Here is a 25,388-nt window from a genome sequence, read left to right on the forward strand (position 1 = left end):
TTGACACGCTCAATTACATCATTCATTCTTTACTCCGTATTCTTTCCAAATTGCTGTTGTATTACTCGGGTCATATCATCATTGAAGTAGTCATCATCAGCATCCCAAGACGCGTCATGACCAACGGCGCGTTTTGTTTTTTCTCCCATGTCGAAATCACTAAAGTCATCAAGTGTTCTAGGCATACTTGGCACCATCTTCGTAATGCCAGGTACTGGGCCTCCGATATCGGTTTTCTCGTGTTCTTTTGGTGCGTAAGCTTCAACGAGGTCATCAACGGTTTTGGTGATCATGACTGAAGCGATATTTTCAACGCGCTCCACTTCACTCTCTTCCATCAGGCGCTTATGTCGTGGTGCGCTCAAGTCATTAACTGCCACATCACCATAAAGCGGAATTTTCCCGATAAAACGCCCATTTTCTGAGTAGGCCAGTACGTACTGAGTTAAGTCGTAAGGATTGAATCGCAACATGACCTTTGAACCTACGTACTCAAAAAGAAGCGGCGAACGGTAGCGGTTCGTTTCATGGTTGGAGTAATCGCCAGCGTTGAGGTCAACCAAGCCACCTTCGTGAACCTTTACGGCTTTACGAGTTCTCAGCAAACAAAGCGCTAACTGCTCTTGTGTTGGTTTAGGTATTTCTGATTGCTCGTAACTCTCTTTAAACACTTGCGCGTAACTCAGCTTCCGGCTTTTTGCCATCTCAGTGCGACGACCTTCTTCATGATTCCAACGGTGAATCCATGCGTCGAGATGCTCTAGAAATACATCGTAATCCACGGCGTTGTTCTCGTTGTAGTTCGCTGGCTTGTCGTCAATGTTTGCGCCCGTGTATGCCTCATCAAAAACAGGCTCACGCTCAAACTGACCAAAGCCACCTTTAGAATGCCAAAGGCGCTCAATAGGGTTTGCACGAGAGTTACCTTTTGAACCTTCGTTATCGTCGTAACGTCGGATCCAGTTAACCGTTGAACCCATCGCGGTTAACGCACCTTCAATCTCGTAAGCATCGAATTTCTTGTGTACGAGCTTTCCACTACCGTCACGCTTAGGTCGAGACATACGCCCAGTCATCGCTTCACTCAGCAAGACACTGCCTCGGTCAAAGATGTACTGCGTAGGGGCGTGATATTTACTCACCATGTTGTAAACAGCCAAACCAAGCATTTCTGTGTTTTCGCTAACATCAACGCTGTAACCAACAATCATCGAGCTATACACGTCAATGAAAGCCCAAATCACAGGGCGGAACACCTTACCGTTTCGCTTACAGAACACGCGACATTTGTGACCATCTCCAGCGACGATTTGCATGGCGTGCAACCCCTTGCGAGAGCGACGCTGAGCTGGAATAACGGTTTGCTGGAACTCAGCAAGACCAAAGCGTTTGAGTAAAACAAGTTCTTTTGGAATGTCTCGCTTTACACGGTTTTTAAAAGTGCCTAGACATGGCAGTTCCCAACCACGAGCTTCTGCAATACGACTCAAACGACGATAAACTTCCGTGAATGTACCGGACTTCATTTCAGGACGAAGATAATCCGCTTTGAATAATTCCCACGCTTCATCTGGCATGTCAGCAGTGCGAGTGGCACCACCTCTGCCGTCAAGCAACGCTGGAAGCCAGTCGCTTTTTGGGATGCGATTAACGCGCAAACCTGGAGAGTTGTAGAAGTAGCGGTGAATGCGACCAAAGGAGCAACCAGCTTCATCGGCAACTTTACGCATCGCCTCTCTTTGGTTCATGCCATCGTCTACATAGGTGCGCACACGAACACATAACTCATGCGCTACCGTCGCTCTTTCTTTTTGCTTGTCAGTCGCTAGGTCGAACTCATACCAAAGCTCTGCGCTAGACATTTCACGAGTTTCGGCAGATTGAGACTTGTCCGCTTCTTCTTTGGCAATTTGCTGCATCAAAGCCATGCGAGTTTCTGCTGGCAAGCAGTCGATGTGGTATTCAAAAGCCTTTGTACCTTGACGCTTACGCTTTTGATCATCCTTTGCTAGTTTGTTCAAACTAAGGCGAACGTTTTGTTCTGTTCCTGGCATGCCAGGAATTCCGACCAAATCCTTAACCAGATACCACATATCAAATACCCTCTAACAACTGCTGAACAACTCTTTTACGTTCTCGTCGAGCAACTCTAGAAGGCCATATGTCGCAAACATCAATCCCCAAGGTTTCGGCTATGATTTTTTCACCCCTATCGTAAGGTCCATTCAGGGCGTTATTTAACGTTGTTGGCTTCAATCCATGAAATTGAGACAGAGCACGCAAAGACCATCCTTTCTTATGCAAAGCAGCAACAATATCTTCGCGCGGCATGTCCGGCTTCTCTGAAAAATTAGTGCTTCCATTTGTCATTCTTGATACCCTAAAAAGTCAGTTCATGAACTAAATGCAGTAACTACCATTAATAATTGCGTTCATGATGTGAGTCAGTGCATTAACTATTGATCACAAATTGGTTCATTTCAAGCGTTGTTTTCTGTTTTTGCACTTTAAATTGTTCAATTTTTTGTAAGTTACTGATATTTAAATTGAATTAATTAAAAGAATGCGTGACCCAATTTTGGGTCGATAGCGTTCTTTTGTTGGAGAAAGAAAAAAACGATGAGCAATAGACTAGAGACTCTTTTAAAAGGACGGAGTATTAGGAAGGCGGCCCAAGAATGGGGAATTGCATTTAATACACTTAGGAATTGGATAAACTCTGATTCAAAAGCACCATTTGTCGCTATAGCAAAGATCGCAAAGCAAGAGGACGTAGACCTCAATTGGCTAGCCTATGGCGAGACCAGCACTCACAAAGTCGAGCAATCAAAAAGACACCTAAACGTTCCAAAATTCGGAGTGTTAGCCTCTGCTGGTGGAGGGTCATACATTGAAGAGGAAAGCGTCGAAGATTATTACCCATTCAGTCTGGAATACTTAAGACGTCTCCGCGTATCTCATGCTGATTTGATCATTGTAGAGGCTCACGGAGACTCAATGGCCCCATACATAGAAAGTGGTGATGACTTGCTGCTAAAGCGCGTTGAGTTCAATGCTGACAACGTTTTGAGTGGCGTTCATGTAATTAGCATTGATGGAATGCTAAAGGTTAAGCGCTTACAATACAGCCTTCAGAGAAACGGATACCGCATCATTAGCGACAACCCCGAATACCCTGAAGAGTTCATAGGCCTAGAGGAGCTCATGCAAGACCGTATGCGCGTAATTGGTGAAGTGGTAATGGTAATGGGGAGACCCAGCCAGCCAGCCAGCCAGCCAGCCAGCCAGCCAGCCAAGGATTAGAGGACGCGTAGCGAAACCAGTCAAGCAATGCGTTTACATGCAGCCAGATGGCTCGTGCTTAATGACAGGGCGTGGTAATTTTGAATGTCCAGTTCATGAAAATGGTGAATGCGGACTATATGATAAAGAAGAGCACAGAGAATTAGATGCTGTTTGATTGGTGTGTTATTTTTGGTTTGTTTTAAGTGGATTTAAAGCGAGTTTTAAAAAGGATCATGAATTCGCTTTAAATCCCTCCAATCCCTTATAGAATGGCACTTCATTGACTCTCTCTTAAAAATAACAATTTAGTTAGTTTTGATTTAACACCCTCAACTGGTGAGTGGGAGTTTACCCCAGCACCAGATTACAACGGCCCAGTTGAAATCACGTACACCATTACAGATGATGGCACGACAAATGGTGCATCCGATCCTAAATCGGTTAATGGCAGCGCGTCTTTCAATGTAACGGAAGTAAACGATGCACCAACAACGTCTGAAGTGACACTTTCTGATGTTGCGGAAGACAGTGCGGCGGTTGAGATTACCCAAGCTGATTTGTTGGCGAATGCGTCTGATATTGAGAACGATACGTTGACAGTGAATAGCGTTCAATTGGTCGACCCAAGTAGCGGTACATTGGATTTCGATAACGTCTCAGGTACATGGTCATTTACACCTGCTCCGGGCTACAACGGCACGGTGAATCTGACTTACACCATTACCGATGACGGTACGACGAATGGTGCTTCTGATCCTCAGACAGTGTCAGGAACGGCAACCTTTGAAGTCACCGAGGTGAACGATTCTCCGGTAACATCTGAGGTAACGCTAAGCAGTACGGAAGAAGATGGTGGTGCGGTGACGATTACTGCGACAGAACTTCTGAGTAATGCGAGCGACCCTGAGTCGGATAACTTGACCATTAGTAATGTTGCTTTGGCAGACCCTTCGGCGGGTACGTTGACGCAAGTCAACGCGACAGAATGGACGTTTGAACCTGCTGCAGATTTCTTTGGTGACGTTAACTTCACTTATGAAATTACAGATGACGGAACCACAAACAGTGCGCCAGACCCAATCACAATTGCGGGCACAGCAGTATTGAATGTTGAAGCGACTAATGACGCACCTGAAATCACAGCAACGTCGGTAACGGATACGATCAACGAAGCCGATGGCCAAAAAATAACGGGTATTAGTGTGAGCGACATTGACTTCACTGGTGCACAGGCGAACGAAATCATGACGGTGACGCTAGCGGTGACTGACGGTGACGTTCGTGTTGAGCCGCCGGCAGGTAGTGGTGTCACTGTAGGTGCGGGTATGTTTGGTGAAATTATCCTAATGGGTACACCAGATAGCATTAACTCCGTTCTTGGTGCGACAGATGCTTCTGAGGGCGTATTTGTAGATGCAGGAGACGTGGATGCCGCTTCATTTACCTTATCGGTGAAAGTCGAAGACAACGGTGTGTACTTTGAAAATGCATCGGGTACAGCATTGGAGGCGAATCAAGACTTCACTATCAATGTGACCCCAGTGGCTGATGCGCCAACGTTAGGTATCGATCCTCAGTTTAACTACATTCGTCAAATTGCTGCTAGCCAAACCGCGAGCAGTCAAGGCCTTGCAATTGTGGGTATCATGGCGGCGTTGACTGACATTGACGAGGTACTTTCACTGGAACTAACGGGTGTACCTGCTAGTGCAGAGGTGACAAGCGGTGTTTCTCCATCAGGCATTAGCTTCGATGGCACCACTTGGACAGTACCAATCGATGAAATTGATACACTAGAAATTGTAGCGACGGACACCAACAGTGGTATTGATATCGGTTCTTACGATATTTCGGTTACTGCGATATCAACAGAATCTAATGGCGATGAAGCGCAGTCTTCGCCTGTCCAAATTAGCTTGGATGTGAGCGGTGATAACGACGATATTGATCAGTCAAGCGCAACGGACGACAGCTACTTAGTTGGTGGAGACACAGGCATTAACTTAATCGGTGGGGAAGGTGACGACCTTATCGTAGGTGGCGATGGTGATGATGTGCTGATTGGTGGTCTAGGTTCAGACATCCTAACCGGTGGTGACGGCAGCGATACCTTCAAATGGACAGTGGACTCAGTTGACGAAGGGGCAGTGGATACCATTACTGACTTTACAGTGAACGAAGACAGTATCGACTTGCGTGAGGTCATCTCTGATCTTAACAATCCGATGATCGATATGGATGATCTGCTTGGCCACATTTCGGCAGACTACGATGCGGCTACCGAGGCGGTATCTTTAAACATCACAACCGACACCAATGTGCACCAAACCATTGTGGTTGAACACTTAGGTGATGCGCTGGACTTTAACGGTATGAGCTCGAACGAGATCGTTGAGTCACTGCTAAACAATAATGTGCTTGCCAATGGTTAACACAACCTAAAAGCAAAAGCGCGATAGCTCTTAGAGTTATCGCGCTTTTTTGTGTCTGGTATAAAAAGCAGTGTGCTGATTGATATTTAAAGCGTTGTTTAAACGTGAATGTCGAGTAGGCTGCCGATCACTTCATTGTTCTTATCAACAACCGATGCACCGATTCGATTATAGCTTGCAGCTTGAGTTAAGTTAACGAGCGGTTCGATTGGGTTTGAAGGCAATTCAGAGGAGACTTTATTGAAATTAAGCTCGTTGTCTTTGACGAGGTCAACTTTGTTAAACGCTAAATCATTTTCTTTCACAAAGTCTTGTTGAATTTCATGCGCAGCACCTTCAGCCATCTTCTGCGACAGCTGAATCATATTATATCCGGACTGAATTCCTGATACTGGCATGTTAACTCTCTCACTTGTTATGCTTTTGTTAGCATAGGAAGTGTTGCAATTTCGTGCAAGTTCTTTATTCGAACGGTTTGATTATGCAAACAGTTTTGAAAGCATATCGCGTTCTTCGTTAGAAAGAAGCGGGCTTTCCTTTTTGTTAAGCGATTGACTAATGTCACCCTGAAGCGACTTTAATTGGCTCGCTGTCAGCTCATTAATCTTTTGTCTCAGTTCATTAAACTGTTGAGTAGTCATTTCGATCTCCTCACATTTCTTGGGCTTCTTCTTCATCCACCCACCTCAGCGACCTCCATGGTCACAATTAAAGAATGTTCTAATATTCTTAGGTTAGTTTTTGAATGGTGTTTTTTTGTCCGAGTAATGTCAGTAAGCATCAAGTAACTTGTAAGACTTTTCCTATGAATAAAGGCGGTAATCATAAAGGGGTAGAATCATAGTCTACCCCTTTAATATGCCTCATTGGTTCAAGAGGCTTGTTTAGTTCACACGAACGGCAAACTTAGAGGCAAGAGAGTGCAACTCAGGCAGCATGCGGTAGATGAGGTGCAATTGCTGAAGCACCATTCGAGCAGAATGATCATCTTCATCACGCCATTCATTCAGGCGTTGTTCCAAATTAGTATCGTCGATCGACGACAAATCACACTCTTCGCTGTTGTGATGTAATTGTTGATGTAACACGTCCAAATGCTGGTGGATACAACGGTGTGCATCAAGCACCAATTGATGGATGGCCTCATCTTCTATTCTTGTGCGGTGTGCGCCAAGAGCAGAGATGTAGCTGAGCATGGCATGGTTAAGCGTTAAGAAGCGAAAACTCTCATCCACGGCGGTTCGATACTTACCAGGTTCTGCCAGCATCGTACTGATCGCGGAAGAAAGGTTTGCATCGTTATTGTGTGCCTGTCGACGGGCGATTCGGTAACTTAAGTTATCTTTCTTACCAATTCGGTACTGGCCAATGATTTGACCCAGGTATTGCTTATTGGCATCTATCGCGTCGGACATCACTTTATGCAGGCGCTTCGATTGCCAGTCAGGCAGAATGACTAAAACGGCGCCAACCGCCAACACACAGCCAATCAAGGTATCAGCAAGTCGAGGCAGTACCACGGCGTAGCCTTCGCCTAATTGGTTGAACAGGAACAACACGAGTAGGGTGATAAAGCCGGTGGCATAACCGTAGTTGTTGATGCGAAACGCAAAGAACATCACCCCAGAGATGACAATGAATACCAACTGGCTTTCTTGAGAAGGGAAGAAGGTCAGCAGGGGCACACCTATCAACAAACCTGCAAGTGTTCCGATAACGCGGGCAGTAAGTTTTTGTCGTGTTGCGCTGTAGTTAGGTTGGCAAACAAATAGCGTAGTAAGCAGAATCCAGTAACCACGGTCAATGTCGAACGCTTGGATAATTCCGTAACCGGCAGTTAGGGCAATCGACATGCGTAGTGCGTGGCGGAACAGCATCGAATCTTTGTGTAAGTTCGCTGAGATGCGTTGCCACATGGCTTTCAGCGTATGTGGGTTTGTATCATCCAGCACATCCTCTTCGAGGCGCTCTGCGTCTGGGTTATTAATATTGCTGAGTTGTTTTTCTACCGTCGCTAAGTTATTGAACAGGTAAGTAAGCTGAGCCAATAAACGCTTCCAGTGGCTTTGTTCTTGTTCTTCCAAGTAACCTAGGGAGTTTTGTAGCTCTGCCAATGCAAGAATAGATTGATCAGTATGGGTGTATTCATTGCCTAGTCGAATCGCATGAGCAATATCGCGACAAGCTTGCGCTTGAGATTCCAGTAAGTACTTAAAGCGGAACAAAACGTCTGAGCGCTCAAACTCAGTAGCCAAATCTTGGTATCGATAGTGGCTTGAACTCACACGCTCGTGAATGTCTTGCGCAATAAAGTAAATATTAAGGAAGCGGTCGCTTGGACCATCGATATGACCGCGCTTAGAACGGCTTAACAGCGTTGCTTTACAAGCATTCAGTGCATTAACGGTAGCAGCATTTAGCTTTGCCGCCTCGATGCGCATAGGCTGCGGAGTTAAGTTTGTGACAGGGTGGAACAGCTTCGCTTTGGCATCGAGGTAGTTCGCAATTTGTAAGAACACCGTTGCTAAGCTTTGTTGAACAGGTTGAAGTGGCCAGAACATCTGCCAAATCATCGACATAAAGTAGTACCACGCCGCACCAGTCAACAGCAGCAATGGTTGGAACCAAATATTGGTGCTTTCATGAGCCCCAAGCATGGTGTAGATGGCAATCAATAAAGAGCCGAACGCGATGCTGGCGTATTTAGGCCCAATAGCGCCAAGCATAATAAAGCCGAACGTCGAGACAAACAGGCCGATGGCAAAAGCCCATGGTGTATCAAATAAGATCTCAATTGAGAAAGCAGCGACGGCGAAACAGATAAAGGTAAGAATGAGCGCTTTTATCCTGCCAGTGAAACTGTCGTCGCTCTCAGCCAAAGCAGCAGCAATCACGCCTAAGATAAGAGGAGTAATCAACGTATGTTGCTTAAAATACCAAGCAGGAATCACCACGCCTAAAAGGGTGATAAGAATCAGAATGCTGTAGTTAATGGTTTTGTTTGCCCAATAGAGGCGAAGTTTTAAAGCAGCTTGCACGATGCGCCTTTCGTTGCCGGTGGAAAACAGGAGAATTTTAACAAACTCACTATAGCGTGTTTATGACCTAATTTAATAAAAAACGTCACTTGCTCAGGAAATCAACAGAATTGTCATTGACTTAACTTGTTGAGAGAGAATCATGAACGAACCGCTGTTCACAAATTCAACAGTAATGTGAATTTTAATTAAGAATACCGACAGAAGGCGATTTGTGCTTCATCCATCGCTACAATTTAACTGACTAAAATGATATAAAACGAGAACTTCTCTATCAAAAGGCGCACCTTTCATGCAGCTTACTGCCACCAATAAAGCACAGTTTTTTATTCAAAATGAGTATTACCAAGTCGAAATAAAAGAAAACAGTGTTTTATTAAGTTCAGTCGGCAGTGAAGAGCACATTCCATTTACGATTTGGAATGGCAAAGTTGGCGTTAAACGCGGTTTGCTCTGGAGCTCTCTGCAGTTTTTCGCTCATGAACAAGATGGCAAGCAACAAAGTTGGTTAGTGCAAGGTTTGCCTTGGCCACAATGTCGTAAATTTGCGGTTGAAGCGGTTCGTCAATATCAAGACTGGCATAACAACCAGTGCCGAAAACTTGCTGAATACCTCCCTAAGTGGGAAGACGAGTTGTATCAACTCAAGCATCTTCCAGCTTATCTCTCGCATTCGAGAGTGCAAAATTGGGTCGACCAACTTAACGGCGAACTTGTTGAAATCAAAACCAGCTTGGTAGAAGCGAAAATGCGTATGCCTAAGCGAATGGCAGAGATTGAGCCATGGTTGTCTGAGACCTCTCAGACCTTGAGTGAACGTAACCATGAGTGGCTAGAGAATGAGCGTCCGAACTGGGAAGTTCTGTTTAGCCGTATTGAGTCTTCACCGCTTAACCTTTCTCAGCAGCATGCAGTGCTGCTCAATGATGATCATAACCTTGTTCTTGCTGGGGCGGGTTCCGGTAAAACCAGCGTACTGACTGCTCGCGTGGCTTATTTACTTCAGAGCCACCAAGCGCAGGCAGAAGAGTTATTGATGTTGGCATTTGGTCGTGACGCTGCGAAAGAGATGAAAGAGCGCTTGGTCGATAAAGTGGGCTTGGCGGCAGAAGGCGTTCGCGTGAATACTTTTCACCAACTTGGTCTGCGCATTTTAAACCAAGTGGAACCTCAGCCGGTAGAAATCAGCCCACTTGCTTTAGATGACAATCAACGTACAGCATGGTGCATCGATTGGCTCAAGAAGCATTGGATGACACCGACTAACTTTAAGCGCTGGCAAAAGCACTTAGATAAGTGGCCGATTGCGTACTTGAAAGGTGATGATGAGCTAGGCAGTCACTCCGAAAACCCGAAATTGATCGCTTGGCTAGACAATCAACTGTCACAGCTTGCTGCGGTTGGCCTGACTAAAAAGCAAGTGCAAGAAAAGCTGGTGAATCACCAAGACTATACGCGCTTGAACAGTGAGCTTGCACTGTGTTGGCCGTGCTTTAGTGCGTGGCAAAAGATGCTAAAAGAGACCAATCAGGTGGATTTCCCAACGATGATCAGTCGAGCGACGGATTACGTTAAAAAAGGGAAATACATTTCGCCTTGGCGCTTTATTATGGTGGATGAATACCAAGATATCTCTCCTGACCGTTTAGCGCTTATTGAAGCGCTATGTGAGTCAACAGAGAAGCAAGCGGGAGCAACCTTGTTTGCTGTAGGCGATGATTGGCAGGCAATTTATCAGTTTGCAGGGGCCGATGTGGATCTCACAACGGGCTTCCAAGATCGATTCACACACTCAACCGTGCATCATTTAGACACCACGTACCGCTTCAACAACCAAATCGGTGATGTGGCAAATACCTTTGTTCAAGAGAACCCTTCTCAGTTGCCGAAGACGCTTAACAGCCACAAGCAGCGTAAACAGAAGAGTGTTCATACTGCACCAAGCAACCAAGTTGAGAAGATCCTTGACCAACTGAACCAGCAAGCGAAGAAAACCAAGTCGGTGTTGCTGTTAGGACGAAACCATTATCACAAACCCGATCTATATGACGATTGGTTGAAGCGTTTCCCGAACCTTGAGATTCGTTTTATGACGTGTCATGCGAGTAAGGGCAGAGAAGCGGACTTTGTGATTATTCTGTCGGTGGATGAAGGTCAATTCCCAGCGAAGAAGAAGCAAGCACATATCGATGGGGCATTGAGTGAGTCGAAAGACAAATACCCTTATGCAGAAGAGCGTCGTTTGTTCTATGTTGCTTTAACTCGTGCGAAAGAGAAGGTTTGGATCACCCACACAGGTGCAGGTTCTGCTTTTGTACAAGAACTGGTGAATGGCGATTATCCAATCGTCACTTCAAGATAATTCCTTCCCATTACTTGGGTAAAACAAAGGCGATACTGAGTATCGCCTTTGTTTTATTTGGAAGCGTCGTTAATAGGAATTACGTGCGCTCAGCAAGATATGCTTCGTAGTCTGGTACTTCAATATCCACTTCTTGGTCGATCAGCGGAGAGTTGAATAGGAATTTTGCGGTCGCACGGTTCGTTGCCACAGGAATATTCCATACGCTTGCAATACGTAGTAGGGCTTTTACATCAGGGTCATGAGGAACCGCATTCAGTGGATCCCAGAAGAACACAAGCACGTCAATGTTGCCTTCAGAAATCAAAGCGCCAAGTTGTTGGTCGCCACCCATTGGGCCGCTGATCATGCTCTTGATAGCAAGGCCAGTTTCTTTGCTCAGCATGTGACCCGTTGTACCGGTCGCGTACAAGAAGTGGCTTTGCAGCTTCTCTTTGTTCTCTTTCACCCAACGAAGCAATTCAGGCTTGCAGTTGTCGTGGGCAACCAATGCCACATGTTTGTGCGCTGGCATGGTACGAGTTGTTTTTTGCATCAAGTTATTTCCGTTTTTATGATTTTAAATTCGCTGCATCCAATAAAACACGTTTTTTGCCCATCAATCAACAGCCTTAACACTGAATGTAGGTCTATATTCTGACGGAGATAACGAATCTTCAATTGTGTCGTCATGAAGTGTCTTTGGCGTCAGCGCCTTAATGGTTGGAGACGCGTGTTTTTCATACGGTTGATGACGCAAGTAGTGGACTGCCTGCATGACAGAAAGGCGACCCTGTTCCACCATTTTGTCTGTTGGTGCGAACAAAACTTTGTGACGCAACAAGCCACGATAAACACCATGACTTAGGTACACAGAAACCAAACCAATCTCCTCGGTTTTTTCTGCACTGCGTAACTCGCTGATGGCAGCCTCAATCGCTACCGCGCTGCCAACAATGTAATCAATGTTGCCCATATCAATGACACGTTGCACAAGGTTACGTTGAAGCTCTTTGTCGTTATCTGCCCAATACGAATCGACGATGCGGATGTCGCTGTCTTTAATGGCTTCGTAAAAACCAGTTGTGACAGGCTTTGTTCCACCACGGGTTCTTGGGCCCAACAAAAGAGCGATATTGGTTTTGCCTGATCCTTTCGGGTGCTTCTCTGCAAGGTACTTACCCGCTTCATAGCCCATCCAGTACCAGTCAACACCGACAACGCCTTTGAGTAACTTTGATTGCTCTTCGTCGAGGTCAAGCTGGTTGACGGTGGCAAAAACAGGCGTCTTACCAACCCAACTTTGGAGATTGTGCTCGTAGGCTTGCGGATCTACGGTGCCAAGAATTATGGCGTCTGCGCCCCATTGGGAACACAGAGCGAGCTGTTGCTCCTGACGAGTTTTGTTCGGGTAGCCGCCCGCTTCGAGAACACGAAGGTCAACACCGAGTTTTTCCGCTTCGGAAACCATTCCATAGTTTACTGACAACCAGTATGAATCCTTTAAATGAGGGTATATGGCACAGATTTTCTCAGCCGCAAAAGTAGGCACTGAAGCGAAAAGTGACAATGCGAGTGTAGAATGCTTGAAAATTGTGCGAAATGAACGCTGATTTATAACCATGAAATGAAGTTCGTTGGCATAGATTAAGTAAACACTGCAAAATATAACGTAATATGTCGCCGAACACGAATATTAAGGTCAGGAAAATATGTTGCTAGCTACCGCAAGCATCGGTCGTAAACTGTTGTTGTCCTTCATTGCTATGGCAATGTTGGTGATGTTATCAGCGTTAATCGGTGTATCAGGGTTCTCTCTGGTGGCAAAAACAGAAAGGAACGTCGTGGACTCTGCCATACCGGCAATGATAGAAGCTCGACAAGTATCAGAGCTCAGTACCCGTATTATTTCATCGGTGCAAATGTTGTCGAATGCGCAAAATGAACAAGAGCGTAAAGAGGCGGGACGCGTCCTGTTCGATCAACTTGAGTCATTGCTGACGCACATTAAAGAGTTGGGTGGCGAATCTTTTGATGCTCAGCTTCTTGAAGCGCTAGAAAATAACGTCCAGAACGTGATTAACAACCTAGCGGAGCTCGGCGTCACAGTAGAACGTAAATTGTGGCTAACCAAAGAGATCGACACTCGCGTTGAGGAAATGCGTTTGTTGAGCGAAGAGTTAGAACAGTTAACACGTACTCAAGTACAAAACACCAGTACGATTGCGGTTGCCAACGTTACCCATATTTATGACCTGTTGGAATCCAACAAGAAAGCCCAAGTGTATCAAGCACTGGACGCGTTAGTTGAAGTCGACCTAGACCTGACTGAGCGACTGCATGAACTGCATTTGTTGGCGTTTAAAATGCTCAACCAGATTGAAGAAGCCCGCACGCTCACCAATGTCGACCGTATTCAACAAATCCAAACGGCGTTTGAAGATAACCTCAAGATCATGAAGCGTCGTGTGCTTGCGGTAGAAGACCCAACTCGCTCAGAACAAATGAGCCAGTTGCTCACTGATCTTGGTAAACGCCAAGTTGTGTTCACCATCTTGCTTCAACAGTATGAGAACAATGAACAGTCGCAAGAGTTAATGCAAAAAACGCTTGAGCTTTTCTCTGAGTTGAATGGCACGGTGAATAAGCTGGTGGATGACTCTAACCAGACCACGCGCGTTGCTGTTGACCAACTGACCAGCACCTTGAAGTTCGCTCAGTGGTCTCTGACGGTGATTTCTATCATTGGCCTTATCATCGTCGTAATCATTCTTTGGCGCGTTGTTTACGTCTCTGTAGTGAAGCGTTTAGCAGAGTACTCATCTGCGCTACTGTCTGTTGCTCAAGGTAACCTTGCGGTTGAGCTAGAAGTAAAAGGCAAAGATGAGCTGGCACATATGGGGCAAGCGATCATCACGGCACGTAACACGGCACAAGCACTAAAAGTTGTCGCTGAAGGCGAGGCGCAAGCCAAACGTGAGCTGGAAGAGCACAAGGAGCACTTGGAAGAGCTGGTTGAGCAACGTACATCCCAGTTGAAACAAGCAAACCGTCGTTTGAATGAAGAGGTGTTAAACCACGCTAAAGCGCGCAAACAAGCGGAACAAGCAAGCCGGGCGAAATCTGCTTTCCTTGCGACGATGAGTCACGAAATTCGTACGCCAATGAATGGGGTGCTGGGAACTGCCCGTCTACTGATTGACTCTGGTTTGAATCCAATGCAAAAACGCTACGCGGAAATCATCAACCGCAGTGGTAAAACCTTGTTAGCCATTTTGAATGACGTATTGGATTACTCGAAAATCGAAGCCGGACACTTGGAGATCCGCAGCTTAGGCTTCGACTTGCATCAGATGGTGGAAGATACCTTCCAATTGATGAACGGAAAGGCACAAGAGAAGAAGCTCTTGTTCTCTTACCATATTGAAAGTGACGTCGGCCGTTACTGGAAAGGAGACGTTACTCGAATCAACCAAGTCTTAAGCAATTTGGTTGGTAACGCGATTAAATTCACTGAAGAAGGTGAGATTGATATCTACGTTAGCCTTAACCCAGAAGATGAGTCACAAGTTCTGTTTGAAGTGTCTGACACAGGTATTGGCATTGCCAAGAAAGATCAGAAAACGCTATTTGATGCCTTTACCCAAGCGGAAGGTGGGATGAACCAAACTGGTGGCACTGGCTTAGGCCTGGCAATCAGCCGTCGCATCATTCAGGCCATGGGTGGTTGTTTGGATGTGGATTCGGAAGAAGGCCACGGTAGCCGCTTCTGGTTCTCTATTCCCCTAGAAGAAAGCGAGCCAGTAGAAACCGTAACGATTGCAAATGCCCGCTGTAAGGTTCGTGCAAAAGTCCTACTTGTAGAAGATAACCCTGTTAACCGCGTGGTGGCGGAAGGCTTTTTAGAGAGCATGGGGCATGAAGTTACGATGGCAGAAAATGGCCTAGAAGCGGAGCAGATCATTGACAAGCATGATTTCGACATCGCTTTGGTTGATATCAACTTGCCAGATTGTAACGGTGCTGATTTAATCCACCGCCTCAAACGCATAGAGCGTAATAAGCCAGCCGACAAAGCATTGGCTCCAACGCCAATGGTCGCGGTTTCTGCTCATGTATTTGCTGAAGAAGTGGAAAGCTACTTAGCCGCAGGCTTTGACGGTTATTTACCGAAGCCAATGGAAAAAGAAGCGCTTGCGGCGCTCATTCAAGACATGTTGGATGGCAAACAGCTCTTACTACCTCAAGAGTGCGTTCTTCAAGATGAGACAACGACAACAACGAATAACAATGAAATGTTAGTCACAACAGACCCAATAGCAGAGGAGCCAGCGATGGTAATCATCAACCCGAATGTGATTCAATCAGACATGAAGTTTTTGGGCAGAGAGAAGATGCTGCACATCATCGATTTGTTCCGACAAACCAGTGCTGATGTATTAAGCCAAATGGAAGCTTCAGCGGAAAATGGTGAGAGCCGAGCGGTAAAAGATCTAGCCCACAAACTGAAAGGTAGCGCAGGTAGTTTAGGTTTAACGGCTTTAATGAACACATGTCAGAGTATTGAGGTTGCAGCGGAGTCGCTGGAGGCATACACAGAGCATCACAACGCGTTAAAAACACAAGTGAGTGAGTCAGTGATTGCTTTGGATAATTTGATGGCGCAATAAGTTCTTCACAGGCTTACTGCTTGAACGATAAACAAAAACCTCCGGTTTGCGCCGGAGGTTTTTTTCTATTCGGTCAGATCATCTTCCCACTCGAACCGAGTGTCTAGGGCATAAGGATCATCTTCAAATGGATGTTCAACTCTGCCACGCAAGTATTCGAGTTGGTGCTCTAACATGTTGACCGTGTCGTAATCCCCCTCTGAGCAAGCAACGTAGATCTGTTGCTCGAGAGCGGCAATGTTGTCTCGGATACCCATGAGAACCCCCTTAAATCATCAACGATTCTCAAAACGATTATAGTCAAGTAAACCAAATTCGATCGGTTGTTTTGTACGATACCAAGCGTGGATTCGATCGCTAAATGGCCAGAACTTTTCTGAGCTTCGGCGAATCGCAAAATTATCCAGTAACTTAACGTAATCACTCTCTGATTTTAGGGTGCTAAATTGATCGACAAATTCTTTTACTTGATCTTCTTCGATCGAGAAAAATGCCGCCGGATAGCTGCCAACGACTCCTCGAACGATGGTCATATCATCGTTGGCAAAGTCACGGTTGCTCTCTTCATTAAATAGGCTCGAAATGTTGATGTGCGCATTATTGTGAAGAAGGGTAAACAGCTCATCTTTCCCTGATTCACTGCGAACCATCAGCATGGTGATTTGCGGAACGGTTTTTAATCCCTCTCCACGAACTTGGTTGATACTCGCCAATTGCTGTTCGCTTTCTACTGTCAGCGCCGTATCGATGATGTCGTAGCGTGGCAGCAGGATAGGTGAAACTTGCTTACGTAGAATATCCAATAGCTCTGACTTAGGATCGTCAGTATGGTAGACGACGCTAGTTGGCTGACTAAATGGAGCGACATTGCGTTGCAAGAAATCACTTAACTGGCGAGGTTGATCTTGGTACCAGCTTGAATGTTCTTGGTGACGCATATCCGCAGGAAGTAGAGCGATGAAGTTACTTTCCCCTTCCAGACGTAAGAAGTCCATGAACATACGAGTGATCAATTGGTGGCCAAAGTTACCGTAAACATCGAAACCAGCAACGAGCAGGTAGTGAATGCGCTCTAGGAGGGCATAGTCCAATACCCAAGCGGTTTTGGGTTGCTCACCAACTAAGCCTTGTACCACCGATGCACTGTCAAAGTGTCGGAATACGGTAAGCGCAGCATTGGGGTTGGTGCCGTTGCCATCCCAAATTACGTCCGTAGAAAGGTGTTCACCGTTCTTAAACCATTTGTTGATGAAGTCAGATTTTGCTTCTAGGTAACGCGCTTGTTGGCGTGAGTATTTCACCCAGTTAGTCACGGGCACGGTATTACTCTCAAGCTCTCCCGGTAGCTTTAAATTGGCCGCTTGCGAGCGGTAGAATTCGTTCACTTCAGGGATGTCGGCTTTGTCTGGGTCTAGGAAGAATACCCAAAAGCGGTCATTAATCACGTTTAACGCCAGCTGCCCACGACATACCGGACCTTTGATGTAGGCCATGATGGTGTTCTGAGCGTTGTCCAACATAAATTTGAAGCGAGACTTCACAGGCAAATCAATGAAAGCCGTCATTGGGTTTGCCGCGATTTCAGGCTCGTAGCTTGGTAATTTCGCTACTTTGTAATCGGCATCAATGAACCATTTTTTCCAGTTCTCGATACGTTGTTTGTTCAGCGCAAACGGCATGTGCGTCTTGTCGACAATAGTACCTTGCTCAGGAATGATTCGGTAGTACACGCGCTCAACACCCGGATCATCATAAGGACGACGCGTTGTGATGCGTTTTACTGGCTCTCCCGGTGGTGTCGAAGATCGAACGAGAATGAAGAATCGTGGTTGCTCACCGTCCAGTTCAGAAAAGAACAGGTGCGATAAGAAAAGGTGTTCGTAAATATAACGAGCGGCGAGCTGGTTTTTGCGAGAACTCTTGTTCAGCAGCGTCTCGTATTTCTGAACCTCAGCTTTTTGTTGCTCGGTAAGCGGGATATGCGCATTCATGATGCCGCCATTTTCCAGCCAAAGCATGAGCGTTTGATATTCTATCGCCGTTAGATTCGGCATCCCGAAAGGCATTCCCCATGTCGGGTTGTCTTGTTCGTATTTTGCGTACTCTTCAATCGTCGGACACGTTTGTTCACGGTCGATGGAAAAATCGAAGCCTTCTAATTGAACTTGATCAGGGAGTGGATGACGTTCCTTTTGTTGAAGCATACGAGCAATCAAACCTGCATCCATATTAGCCGCCATGCTCTGCTCACGCTCGTTGAGCACAGGATGGAAGCCAGCATCACGCCATTCTTGCGTAGTTTGCGCGTCTTCAAATAAGCGAGTTGGGGCTGCTGCGCTCAAGCGTGTGCCTTCGTAAACCAAAGCTTTGCTTGCACCACGGTCGATGCCTTCTACGGAAGAGAGTTTTAACTGACAAGGGGCATCGTAGCAGGCATGGCAAACAACACATCGATTATCGACGATAGGTTTTACTTCATGTTGAAAGAAATCCGCTTGGGGTGTTTCAATAGCAACAGTACGCTCACGCACTTCTTCAGGGCCAAACAGTTTGTCGTAGTTTAGGCCCGCATAGGTCGCACAACCTGCAAACAGAGTGGCGATACACAGTGTGAAAATTAAACGTAAATTCATTGAGTTATTTTGAGTAAATTGAATTTGCGTTAATTAAAGCAAAATAAGCGGTTAAATACCAAAAAGAAGCGGGATTAGTCGCGAAAAACAAAAAGAAAACCCACCAAGGTTGGTGGGCTTTTTCGGTAGTTGCAAAAGAAACTAGTTCATTTTTTTAACTTCTTGCTGAAGTTGCTCTAGCTGCTTCATCTTGCCTTGTAGGCCAAGAGATTGGTAGCTAATTGACGCCGGGTTCATCATCTGACCTTGCTGCATTGGGTAATCTGGCAGCGTCTTGAAGAATTCACCAAGAACGTCTTGGATAGGTACGAACAACCACATGTTGTCAGCCATCCAGCGCAGGTACATACCTGATTCGTGCGGAGCTTTCTCGAATGGGTCAGCACGTAGGTGAATAATTTGTGGCCAGTTTGGAGAGAAGCGAATCGCGTTAGAGATATCACCTTCAAGAACCGCGAAGTTCAGTTTCCAGTCATTCCAACGTACTGCGTTTAGCTCGCCGTTCGCTGTGAAGTAAAGTAGTGACTCACGTGGACCTTTCTCTTCTTTACCTTGGAAGTAAGGCATGAAGTTGTAACCGTCGATGTGTACGCGCCAGTCTTTACCGTTCGCTTTGTAGCCTTTCGCTAGCTTCTCTTTCACGTCAGGAACGCCAGCTGCAGCCATTAGTGTTGGTAGCCAGTCTTGGTGTGCCATCATTTCGTTGATCTTAGTTCCTGGTTCAATCACGCCAGGCCAACGAACAAGCTGAGGTACACGCATACCGCCTTCCCAAGTGGTACCTTTCTCACCATGGAATGGTGTTGCACCGCCGTCAGGCCATGTAACTGTCTCTGCACCGTTATCGGTTGAGTAGATAACGATGGTGTTATCAGCCACACCAAGATCATCAAGTTTGTCCAGTAGAATACCCACTTGATCATCGTGTTCTAGCATACCGTCAGCGTAGATACTGATGCCTGATTTACCTTGGTACTTCTCTTGTAGACGTGTCCAAACGTGCATACGAGTAGTGTTGTGCCAGATGAAGAATGGCTTGTCTGCTTTCACGGCTTTTTCCATGAACGCCAGTGACGTTTCTAGGAATTCTTCATCCGCGTGCTCCATACGCTTACGCGTCATTGGGCCGGTATCTTCAATCTTACCGTCAGCAAAAGACTTGATTACACCACGAGGGCCGTAGTTTTTACGGAACTCAGGATCTTTCGGGTAGTAGTAAGTTTCTGGTTCTTCTTCAGCATTGAGGTGATAAAGGTTACCGAAGAACTCGTCGAAACCGTGGTTAGTTGGCAAGTGTTGGTCTTGGTCACCTAAGTGGTTTTTACCAAACTGAGCCGTCATGTAGCCTTGACCTTTTAGTAGGTCTGCAATGGTCGGTGCCCAATCAGGGATACCGTGAGTAGAGCCTGGCATACCGATTGTAAGCAAGCCAGTACGGAACGGTTCTTGGCCTGTGATAAATGCTGCACGGCCTGCAGTACAAGATTGCTGACCGTAGTGGTCAGTAAATAGTGCGCCCTCGTTTGCAATACGGTCGATATTCGGGGTTTCGTAACCCATCATACCTTGGTTGTATGCACTGATGTTCCAGTAACCAACATCATCACCAAAGATCGCTAGGATGTTTGGTTTGTCTGCTGCCACTGCTGCGCTTGAGGTTGCCAGTACGCCGAGACCGACAGCCAGCTTGCTCATTTGGTTAGCCATAAAAACTCCAAATTGGTTGTAAGTTGGAAAAGAAGCTTAGGTACCGCCCATGCTTCGTTGACTATTAAGTTAATGATGCAATTGAAGAATGTCGCTTTATAGTGTTTATAACCATAAGTTATGTAGAGAAATAACTTGTTGTTTTATCTGTTGATTGTTTCGACCTTAGAATTTGTGGGGAAAACTGAAGCGAGACTCAGGTCACGTTAATCCGCCTTCTAAATAGGGATATAAGACCTTAGTGTTAACCAAAGTATAATTATGCCATTTGATTCGCATTAGTCTGTTTTGTGAGCTATACGTTTGTGTGCAGGATGCACTTTTCTATTACATACAGAGGTTTATATGACAGCGAATTATGGCGTGAAACGCCGATTAGCGATTCTTGCCGCTGCTTTTATCGGCGCGACAAGTAGCAGTATCGCAGCAGAGAAACCGAATATTCTGGTCATTTGGGGCGATGATATCGGTCAATCTAATATCAGTGCTTACACATTTGGCTTAATGGGATACAAAACACCAAACATCGATAGTATTGCAAAAGAAGGCATGATGTTCACCGACTACTATGGTGAACAATCTTGTACTGCTGGCCGTTCTACCTTCATTACCGGACAAACGGTATTGAGAACTGGCTTAAGTAAAGTTGGCCTTCCGGGTGCAGATTTGGGTCTTCAGGCTGAAGATGCAACGATTGCAGAAATGCTTAAACCACTGGGTTACATGACAGGTCAGTTTGGTAAAAACCACCTTGGCGACAAAGACGAACACCTTCCAACCAATCACGGCTTCGACGAATTTTTTGGCAACCTTTACCATTTGAACGCCGAGGAAGAACCTGAGAATGTGGACTACCCGAAAGATCCAGAATTCCGTAAGAAATTCGGTCCTCGTGGTGTAATCAAGTCTTTTGCTGACGGCAAAATCGAAGATACCGGTCCTCTAACGCGTAAGCGTATGGAAACGGTGGATGGAGAAACGTTAGATGCGGCGCTTGATTTTATGGATCGAGCAGTGAAGGCTGACAAACCTTTCTTTGTCTGGTGGAATGCAACTCGCATGCACTTCCGCACTCACGTGAAAGAAGAAAATTTGGGTAAAACAGGCATCAGTTTTTATGCTGACGGTATGGTAGAACACGATAACCAAGTAGGCGAGCTGCTGAAAAAAGTGGATGACTTGGGCATCAAAGACAACACCATCGTATTCTACTCAACCGATAACGGCCCGCACATGAACTCTTGGCCAGATGCGGGTACAACGCCATTCCGTGGTGAGAAGAACACCAACTGGGAAGGTGCGTTCCGTGTACCTGCAATGGTTCGTTGGCCTGGTAAGATTGAAGCGGGCAGCGTTTCCAACGAAATTATGCACCACATGGACTGGATGCCAACGCTCCTAGCTGCTGCCGGTGATGATCAAATCAAAGAGAAGCTGCTAAAAGGCTACACGGCGGGTGATAAAACATTTAAGAACCATCTCGATGGGTACAACTTCTTGCCTTACCTAACTGGTAAAGAAGAAAAAGGACCACGTGAAGAGATCTTCTACTTCACTGATGATGGTGATTTGAGTTCACTTCGCTTCCGCAACTGGAAGATCGTATTTCTAGAGCAGCGCGCAAAAGGAACACTGCGTATCTGGGCTGAACCATTTACTCCATTACGTGTGCCTAAGATCTTCAACCTACGTATGGACCCATACGAAGTGGCGGACATCACGTCGAATACATACTACGACTGGTTGATTGACCACGCATACATGTTGGTTCCAGCACAGGCTTATGTGGGTAAATTCTTGGCAACGTTCGAAGAATTCCCACCGCGACAAAAAGCAGCAAGTTTCTCACTTGATCAAGTGATGGAGAAGTTGCAGGAAAGTCACAATAAATAAATTGATTGCAAGTAAACGTGGGGCTCTTCGGAGCCTCTTTTTTGCGCCTCGTTTCAGTTTTTCTTAAAACTCGTGTAATTGCTTGTCTAAAAAGAAAAAACACTTCTATCTTTGATCAGAGTATAAAAAGAATCACACACAAGGACAGTTATGACTCAGTGGGCATGTTGGAAGCAGGCTCTGATCGGCCTAGCAGCGCTCGTCAGTTTTTCTCTGTTTGCACAAGAAACGCTTTCTTCACAAGAACCTCTTGCCGGGCAGCAAGTAGGGACGGACACACCTAAATCAATCGATTCCTCGAAGCTTACCTATGTTGGTAGCGAAGCGTGTATTGATTGCCACAAGAAAGAAACCGAAGCGTGGCAAGGTTCTCATCACGATATGGCGATGCGTCATGCCGATGCGGAATCTGTTCTCGGTGACTTTGATGACCACACATTCACCTTTGAAGGGAAGCCAAATCGCTTCTATCGAAAAGGGGAAGAGTATTGGGTCAATATCCAAGGGCCTGATGGTGAATGGCATGATTACAAAATCAGCTACACCTTTGCGTGGGAGCCGCTTCAACAATACATGGTGGAATTCGAAGACGGACGCGTACAGTTAATCCCTTTCGCTTGGGATTCGAGAACCAAGCAAGAGGGCGGGCAGCGATGGTTCCATCTTTATCCCGATACCACCCCAAAAGATGAGTTCTACTGGACGAACACGGGTCAGAATTGGAACTTCATGTGCGCCGATTGCCATTCAACCAATCTAGAAAAAAACTACGATGCAACAGCCAATACGTATTCGACGACCTGGTCAGAAATCAACGTCGGTTGCGAAGCATGCCATGGCCCAGCCAGTGAACACGTCGAGCTTGCCAAACAAGCAGAAAAATCTGGGAATACCATCTCCTCAGCGAACCACTATGGTTTTGACCGAGATTTAGGTATGGCAGTAAAAGAGTGGGTCTACGAAGAAGGGCGCAGTACGCTTCAGCCAAAAGAAATCGCGATGACTCATCAAGTTCAAACCTGTGCGCAGTGCCATAGTCGTCGTACGCAGTTAAATGAAAGCGCAGACCACGTTAAAAGCTCATTCCTAGATAAATATCGCCTCAGCTTAATTACACCAGAGCTCTATTTTCATGATGGTCAAATCTATGATGAAGATTACGTTTATGGCTCATTTTTACAGTCTGCTATGGCAGAGAAAGGGGTGACCTGTACCAACTGTCATGACCCTCATACCGCAGAGTTAAAAATCCCTGAAGAAGCGGTTTGTGCTCAGTGCCATATTGCGTCTGACTACATGCCCGAGAATCACACGTTCCACGAGGCAAATACCGAAGCATCCCAATGCACCACTTGTCACATGCCGGAAACGACCTACATGCAAGTTGACCCACGTCGCGACCACAGCTGGCATGTGCCACGTCCGGATCTGAGCCAGCACATCAATACGCCAAACGTCTGTACATCATGCCATGAAGACGAAACCAATCAGTGGGCGGATCAGAAAATAGGCGAATGGTTCCCGAATTCGAAATACCGTAACCAACAACACTTTGCGGTGGCATTCTACGCCGATTCTATTGGTCATCGTGGTGCGCCTGATGCGTTAGCGTACTCTGCTCAAGATTCATCATTAAGTGACATCATTCGTGCCTCCGCGCTGGAGCGTATGGGGGGCAATACCGGTCAAAATACCTTGGTATCTCTGGCTCGCGCGGTGAAGCATGAAAGTGACATGATTCGTCTTGGGGCTGTTGCTGGGTCTTCTGGCTATGAGTTCAGCGACCGTTGGCAAATTCTTGAACCATTACTAACTGACCCAGTGTTGTCCGTTCGCGCTGAAGCAGCGGGTGCTTTGGTTCGTCATTATCCAGAGATGAATCCGCTGCAACGCGACAAGATCAGACAACCACTGGAAGACTATATGGAAATCCAGCGTTTCAATGCGGATCGAGGCTTTGGACGAACCAACTTAGCGAATGTCTATCGAGACCTTGGTGAAACAGACAAAGCCATTGCGTCTTATCAAAAGGCGATTGAAATAGAACCTTACTTCGAGAACAGCTATGCAAACTTAGCCGATTTGTATCGTGCACAGGGCAACGACAAAAAAGCATTAGAAACCTTGATGGCAGGGATTGAAGCTCAGCCGAAATCGAGTGCTTTGCCATACAGTACGGGTTTAGCTTGGTTGCGAGTGGGTGACAGTGTGAAAGCCAACCAATACTTAAAACAAGCGGCGGAAACCGCCGAGCGAAACCCACAGTATTGGTATGTTTATGGGCTCGCTCTAGAGAAATCAGACGTACTTGCGGCCAGTAAAGCGCTGAACACCGCTTACAAAGTTGGAGGTAACCCACAGCACTTGTTTGCGGAATGTGAGGTGCTGGTTAGAAACTACAAAAATGGTCCTGTTGCATTTGCTTTTGAGCAGTGTTTGAAGCAACTAGGAGAGTTTGCACCAGCTGATGTGATTCAGCGTTTAAGAGCGTCTATAAATCAATAGGAGCAGCATGGGCAAACTCAAGTTGTTGCTTGACCTGTTCCCTTAAGCGCTGATGAGCAGGGTTGTGCTCATCGCGCTTGTGATACACAAATTTATAAGGAATATGGTCGATTTCTATCGGGCACTCAAGGACCTGTAACTTGAGTGCCTTACTCCATTTCATCGCAAACGAACGAGAGACAACACCTAAGCAATCTCGCTGTGCAACGTACATTGCCATGCCTGCCAAAGATGACGTTACGATCTCTACATTTCGCTCCTGAATCGGCTCTTTTGCCAGCTGTTCGAAGCCAGAAGTGTTATTCCATTTACCTGAAAACATACAGTGATTTTCGCGATAAAAATCCTCCCGACTCAATGTCCCTTGGATTCTTGGGTGACTTTGACGGCAAATGATCATTGCGGGTTCATGGTAGGCGTTTTCAATCACGAAAGAAGATTCTTTGGTGATGATGGTATCAATCACCAAGTCCATTTTTTGCTGACGAATTTGTTCAAACAACAAGTACTTTTCCGGTGGAGACTCGTGGAAAACCACGTTTTCAATCGGATTTAAACTGTGGAGTAAGGTTTCGGAGCAGCAGACTTGAAAAGTGGTTCTTTCTGAAATGGCGTTGTCTACGATGCTCACTGCCTGACGAAACTGCGGCATGAGTTGATACGCGGTCGAAGTAGGGGCGATCCCTCGTCCTTGTTTGACGAAAAGCTGTTTTCCGACCACTTGTTCGAGCCGTTTAATCGAAGCGCTCACCGCAGGTTGCGTAAGGCCTAAATGGTCGGCCGCTTTGGTGTAGGACTGGTACTCAGCAACCACCAAAAAAGTTTGAATCAAGTTTAAGTCCATCTTATTACCCATAAACTAAATTTATATATAAACGTATCTG

General features: G+C 46.1%; 16 protein-coding genes and 1 pseudogene. 6 read left to right on the top strand and 11 right to left on the bottom strand.

All coding sequences use genetic code 11. The annotated features are described in order from the left end of the window. Nucleotides 1-29 precede the first annotated feature (29 nt). The gene (locus QTO06_RS14070; RefSeq protein WP_140272538.1) at nucleotides 30-2,093 is read right to left on the bottom strand and encodes a transposase domain-containing protein; all 2,064 of its coding nucleotides are present in this window, start codon (nucleotides 2,091-2,093) and stop codon (nucleotides 30-32) included. Nucleotide 2,094: 1 nt separating this feature from the next. Further along, nucleotides 2,095-2,370, bottom strand: a complete 276-nt coding sequence (locus tag QTO06_RS14075) for a helix-turn-helix domain-containing protein (protein WP_025818902.1) — start codon at nucleotides 2,368-2,370, stop codon at nucleotides 2,095-2,097. Between the two features lie 249 nt (nucleotides 2,371-2,619). Here QTO06_RS14075 and QTO06_RS14080 point away from each other — a divergent pair, with 249 nt between their 5' ends. Next, nucleotides 2,620-3,303 carry a S24 family peptidase gene (locus QTO06_RS14080; protein ID WP_086589982.1) on the top strand — a complete coding sequence of 228 codons (684 nt, stop codon included), beginning with the start codon at nucleotides 2,620-2,622 and terminating at the stop codon, nucleotides 3,301-3,303. Between the two features lie 311 nt (nucleotides 3,304-3,614). Further along, a pseudogene (locus tag QTO06_RS14085) lies at nucleotides 3,615-5,717 on the top strand (cadherin-like domain-containing protein); the annotation flags it as partial. 98 nt (nucleotides 5,718-5,815) lie between these two features. On the opposite strand, the gene QTO06_RS14090 reads toward QTO06_RS14085, so the two are convergent. The 3 genes from QTO06_RS14090 to yccS all read right to left on the bottom strand — a co-directional run bounded on the left by QTO06_RS14090 (nucleotide 5,816) and on the right by yccS (nucleotide 8,755). Beyond that, complete coding sequence (locus QTO06_RS14090) at nucleotides 5,816-6,082, bottom strand: hypothetical protein (RefSeq protein WP_005437768.1); 267 nt, start codon at nucleotides 6,080-6,082, stop codon at nucleotides 5,816-5,818. A gap of 114 nt (nucleotides 6,083-6,196) precedes the next feature. Continuing rightward, the gene (locus tag QTO06_RS14095; protein ID WP_162998341.1) at nucleotides 6,197-6,358 is read right to left on the bottom strand and encodes a hypothetical protein; all 162 of its coding nucleotides are present in this window, start codon (nucleotides 6,356-6,358) and stop codon (nucleotides 6,197-6,199) included. Between the two features lie 243 nt (nucleotides 6,359-6,601). Beyond that, nucleotides 6,602-8,755, bottom strand: coding sequence for a YccS family putative transporter (yccS, locus tag QTO06_RS14100; protein ID WP_331408583.1), 2,154 nt, complete (start codon nucleotides 8,753-8,755; stop codon nucleotides 6,602-6,604). 292 nt (nucleotides 8,756-9,047) lie between these two features. Here yccS and helD point away from each other — a divergent pair, with 292 nt between their 5' ends. Beyond that, nucleotides 9,048-11,117 carry a DNA helicase IV gene (gene helD / locus QTO06_RS14105; protein WP_331408585.1) on the top strand — a complete coding sequence of 690 codons (2,070 nt, stop codon included), beginning with the start codon at nucleotides 9,048-9,050 and terminating at the stop codon, nucleotides 11,115-11,117. Between the two features lie 79 nt (nucleotides 11,118-11,196). Here the strand turns inward: helD and QTO06_RS14110 are convergent, their stop codons facing one another. Together QTO06_RS14110 and torT are read right to left on the bottom strand one after the other, a co-directional pair. After that, on the bottom strand, nucleotides 11,197-11,652 hold the full coding sequence (locus QTO06_RS14110) for a methylglyoxal synthase (protein WP_005437764.1): 456 nt from the start codon (nucleotides 11,650-11,652) through the stop codon (nucleotides 11,197-11,199). Between the two features lie 63 nt (nucleotides 11,653-11,715). Beyond that, nucleotides 11,716-12,765 (bottom strand): TMAO reductase system periplasmic protein TorT, encoded by a 1,050-nt coding sequence (gene torT / locus QTO06_RS14115; RefSeq protein WP_331408629.1) that lies wholly within the window; start codon nucleotides 12,763-12,765, stop codon nucleotides 11,716-11,718. Nucleotides 12,766-12,808: 43 nt separating this feature from the next. Between torT and torS the strand changes: the two genes are divergently transcribed. Then, nucleotides 12,809-15,766 (top strand): TMAO reductase system sensor histidine kinase/response regulator TorS, encoded by a 2,958-nt coding sequence (torS, locus tag QTO06_RS14120; RefSeq protein ID WP_050917565.1) that lies wholly within the window; start codon nucleotides 12,809-12,811, stop codon nucleotides 15,764-15,766. A 65-nt stretch (nucleotides 15,767-15,831) separates the two neighbouring features. On the opposite strand, the gene QTO06_RS14125 is transcribed toward torS, so the two are convergent. From QTO06_RS14125 to QTO06_RS14135, 3 genes are all read right to left on the bottom strand, one after another. Then, nucleotides 15,832-16,023 (bottom strand): hypothetical protein, encoded by a 192-nt coding sequence (locus QTO06_RS14125; protein ID WP_331408586.1) that lies wholly within the window; start codon nucleotides 16,021-16,023, stop codon nucleotides 15,832-15,834. 18 nt (nucleotides 16,024-16,041) lie between these two features. Further along, nucleotides 16,042-18,399, bottom strand: a complete 2,358-nt coding sequence (locus QTO06_RS14130) for a fatty acid cis/trans isomerase (protein ID WP_331408588.1) — start codon at nucleotides 18,397-18,399, stop codon at nucleotides 16,042-16,044. 141 nt (nucleotides 18,400-18,540) lie between these two features. Beyond that, nucleotides 18,541-20,106: an arylsulfatase gene (locus tag QTO06_RS14135; protein ID WP_331408589.1), complete on the bottom strand. Its 1,566-nt coding sequence runs from the start codon at nucleotides 20,104-20,106 to the stop codon at nucleotides 18,541-18,543. A 345-nt stretch (nucleotides 20,107-20,451) separates the two neighbouring features. Here QTO06_RS14135 and QTO06_RS14140 point away from each other — a divergent pair, with 345 nt between their 5' ends. Both QTO06_RS14140 and QTO06_RS14145 read left to right on the top strand, forming a co-directional pair. Further along, a complete protein-coding gene (locus QTO06_RS14140; RefSeq protein ID WP_020196647.1) occupies nucleotides 20,452-21,999 on the top strand; it encodes an arylsulfatase in 1,548 nt (515 codons plus the stop codon). 150 nt (nucleotides 22,000-22,149) lie between these two features. Continuing rightward, nucleotides 22,150-24,504: a tetratricopeptide repeat protein gene (locus QTO06_RS14145; protein ID WP_331408591.1), complete on the top strand. Its 2,355-nt coding sequence runs from the start codon at nucleotides 22,150-22,152 to the stop codon at nucleotides 24,502-24,504. Here QTO06_RS14145 and QTO06_RS14150 read toward each other — a convergent pair. Further along, on the bottom strand, nucleotides 24,491-25,360 hold the full coding sequence (locus QTO06_RS14150; RefSeq protein WP_331408592.1) for a LysR family transcriptional regulator: 870 nt from the start codon (nucleotides 25,358-25,360) through the stop codon (nucleotides 24,491-24,493). The two genes, QTO06_RS14145 and QTO06_RS14150, sit on opposite strands and share 14 nt — an antisense overlap. Nucleotides 25,361-25,388: the final 28 nt, after the last annotated feature.

The organism is Vibrio sp. M260121 (assembly GCF_036533715.1).
In the GTDB taxonomy this organism is placed as follows: domain Bacteria; phylum Pseudomonadota; class Gammaproteobacteria; order Enterobacterales; family Vibrionaceae; genus Vibrio.

What these genes read in the sequence shown, in the direction of transcription:
- QTO06_RS14070 (WP_140272538.1), bottom strand. Translation starts at nt 2,093, where the DNA reads ATGTGGTATCTGGTTAAGGATTTGGTCGGAATTCCTGGCATGCCAGGA.
- QTO06_RS14075 (WP_025818902.1), bottom strand. Translation starts at nt 2,370, where the DNA reads ATGACAAATGGAAGCACTAATTTTTCAGAGAAGCCGGACATGCCGCGC.
- QTO06_RS14080 (WP_086589982.1), top strand. Translation starts at nt 2,620, where the DNA reads ATGAGCAATAGACTAGAGACTCTTTTAAAAGGACGGAGTATTAGGAAG.
- QTO06_RS14090 (WP_005437768.1), bottom strand. Translation starts at nt 6,082, where the DNA reads ATGATTCAGCTGTCGCAGAAGATGGCTGAAGGTGCTGCGCATGAAATT.
- QTO06_RS14095 (WP_162998341.1), bottom strand. Translation starts at nt 6,358, where the DNA reads ATGACTACTCAACAGTTTAATGAACTGAGACAAAAGATTAATGAGCTG.
- helD (WP_331408585.1), top strand. Translation starts at nt 9,048, where the DNA reads ATGCAGCTTACTGCCACCAATAAAGCACAGTTTTTTATTCAAAATGAG.
- QTO06_RS14110 (WP_005437764.1), bottom strand. Translation starts at nt 11,652, where the DNA reads ATGCAAAAAACAACTCGTACCATGCCAGCGCACAAACATGTGGCATTG.
- torS (WP_050917565.1), top strand. Translation starts at nt 12,809, where the DNA reads ATGTTGCTAGCTACCGCAAGCATCGGTCGTAAACTGTTGTTGTCCTTC.
- QTO06_RS14125 (WP_331408586.1), bottom strand. Translation starts at nt 16,023, where the DNA reads ATGGGTATCCGAGACAACATTGCCGCTCTCGAGCAACAGATCTACGTT.
- QTO06_RS14130 (WP_331408588.1), bottom strand. Translation starts at nt 18,399, where the DNA reads ATGAATTTACGTTTAATTTTCACACTGTGTATCGCCACTCTGTTTGCA.
- QTO06_RS14135 (WP_331408589.1), bottom strand. Translation starts at nt 20,106, where the DNA reads ATGGCTAACCAAATGAGCAAGCTGGCTGTCGGTCTCGGCGTACTGGCA.
- QTO06_RS14140 (WP_020196647.1), top strand. Translation starts at nt 20,452, where the DNA reads ATGACAGCGAATTATGGCGTGAAACGCCGATTAGCGATTCTTGCCGCT.
- QTO06_RS14145 (WP_331408591.1), top strand. Translation starts at nt 22,150, where the DNA reads ATGACTCAGTGGGCATGTTGGAAGCAGGCTCTGATCGGCCTAGCAGCG.
- QTO06_RS14150 (WP_331408592.1), bottom strand. Translation starts at nt 25,360, where the DNA reads ATGGGTAATAAGATGGACTTAAACTTGATTCAAACTTTTTTGGTGGTT.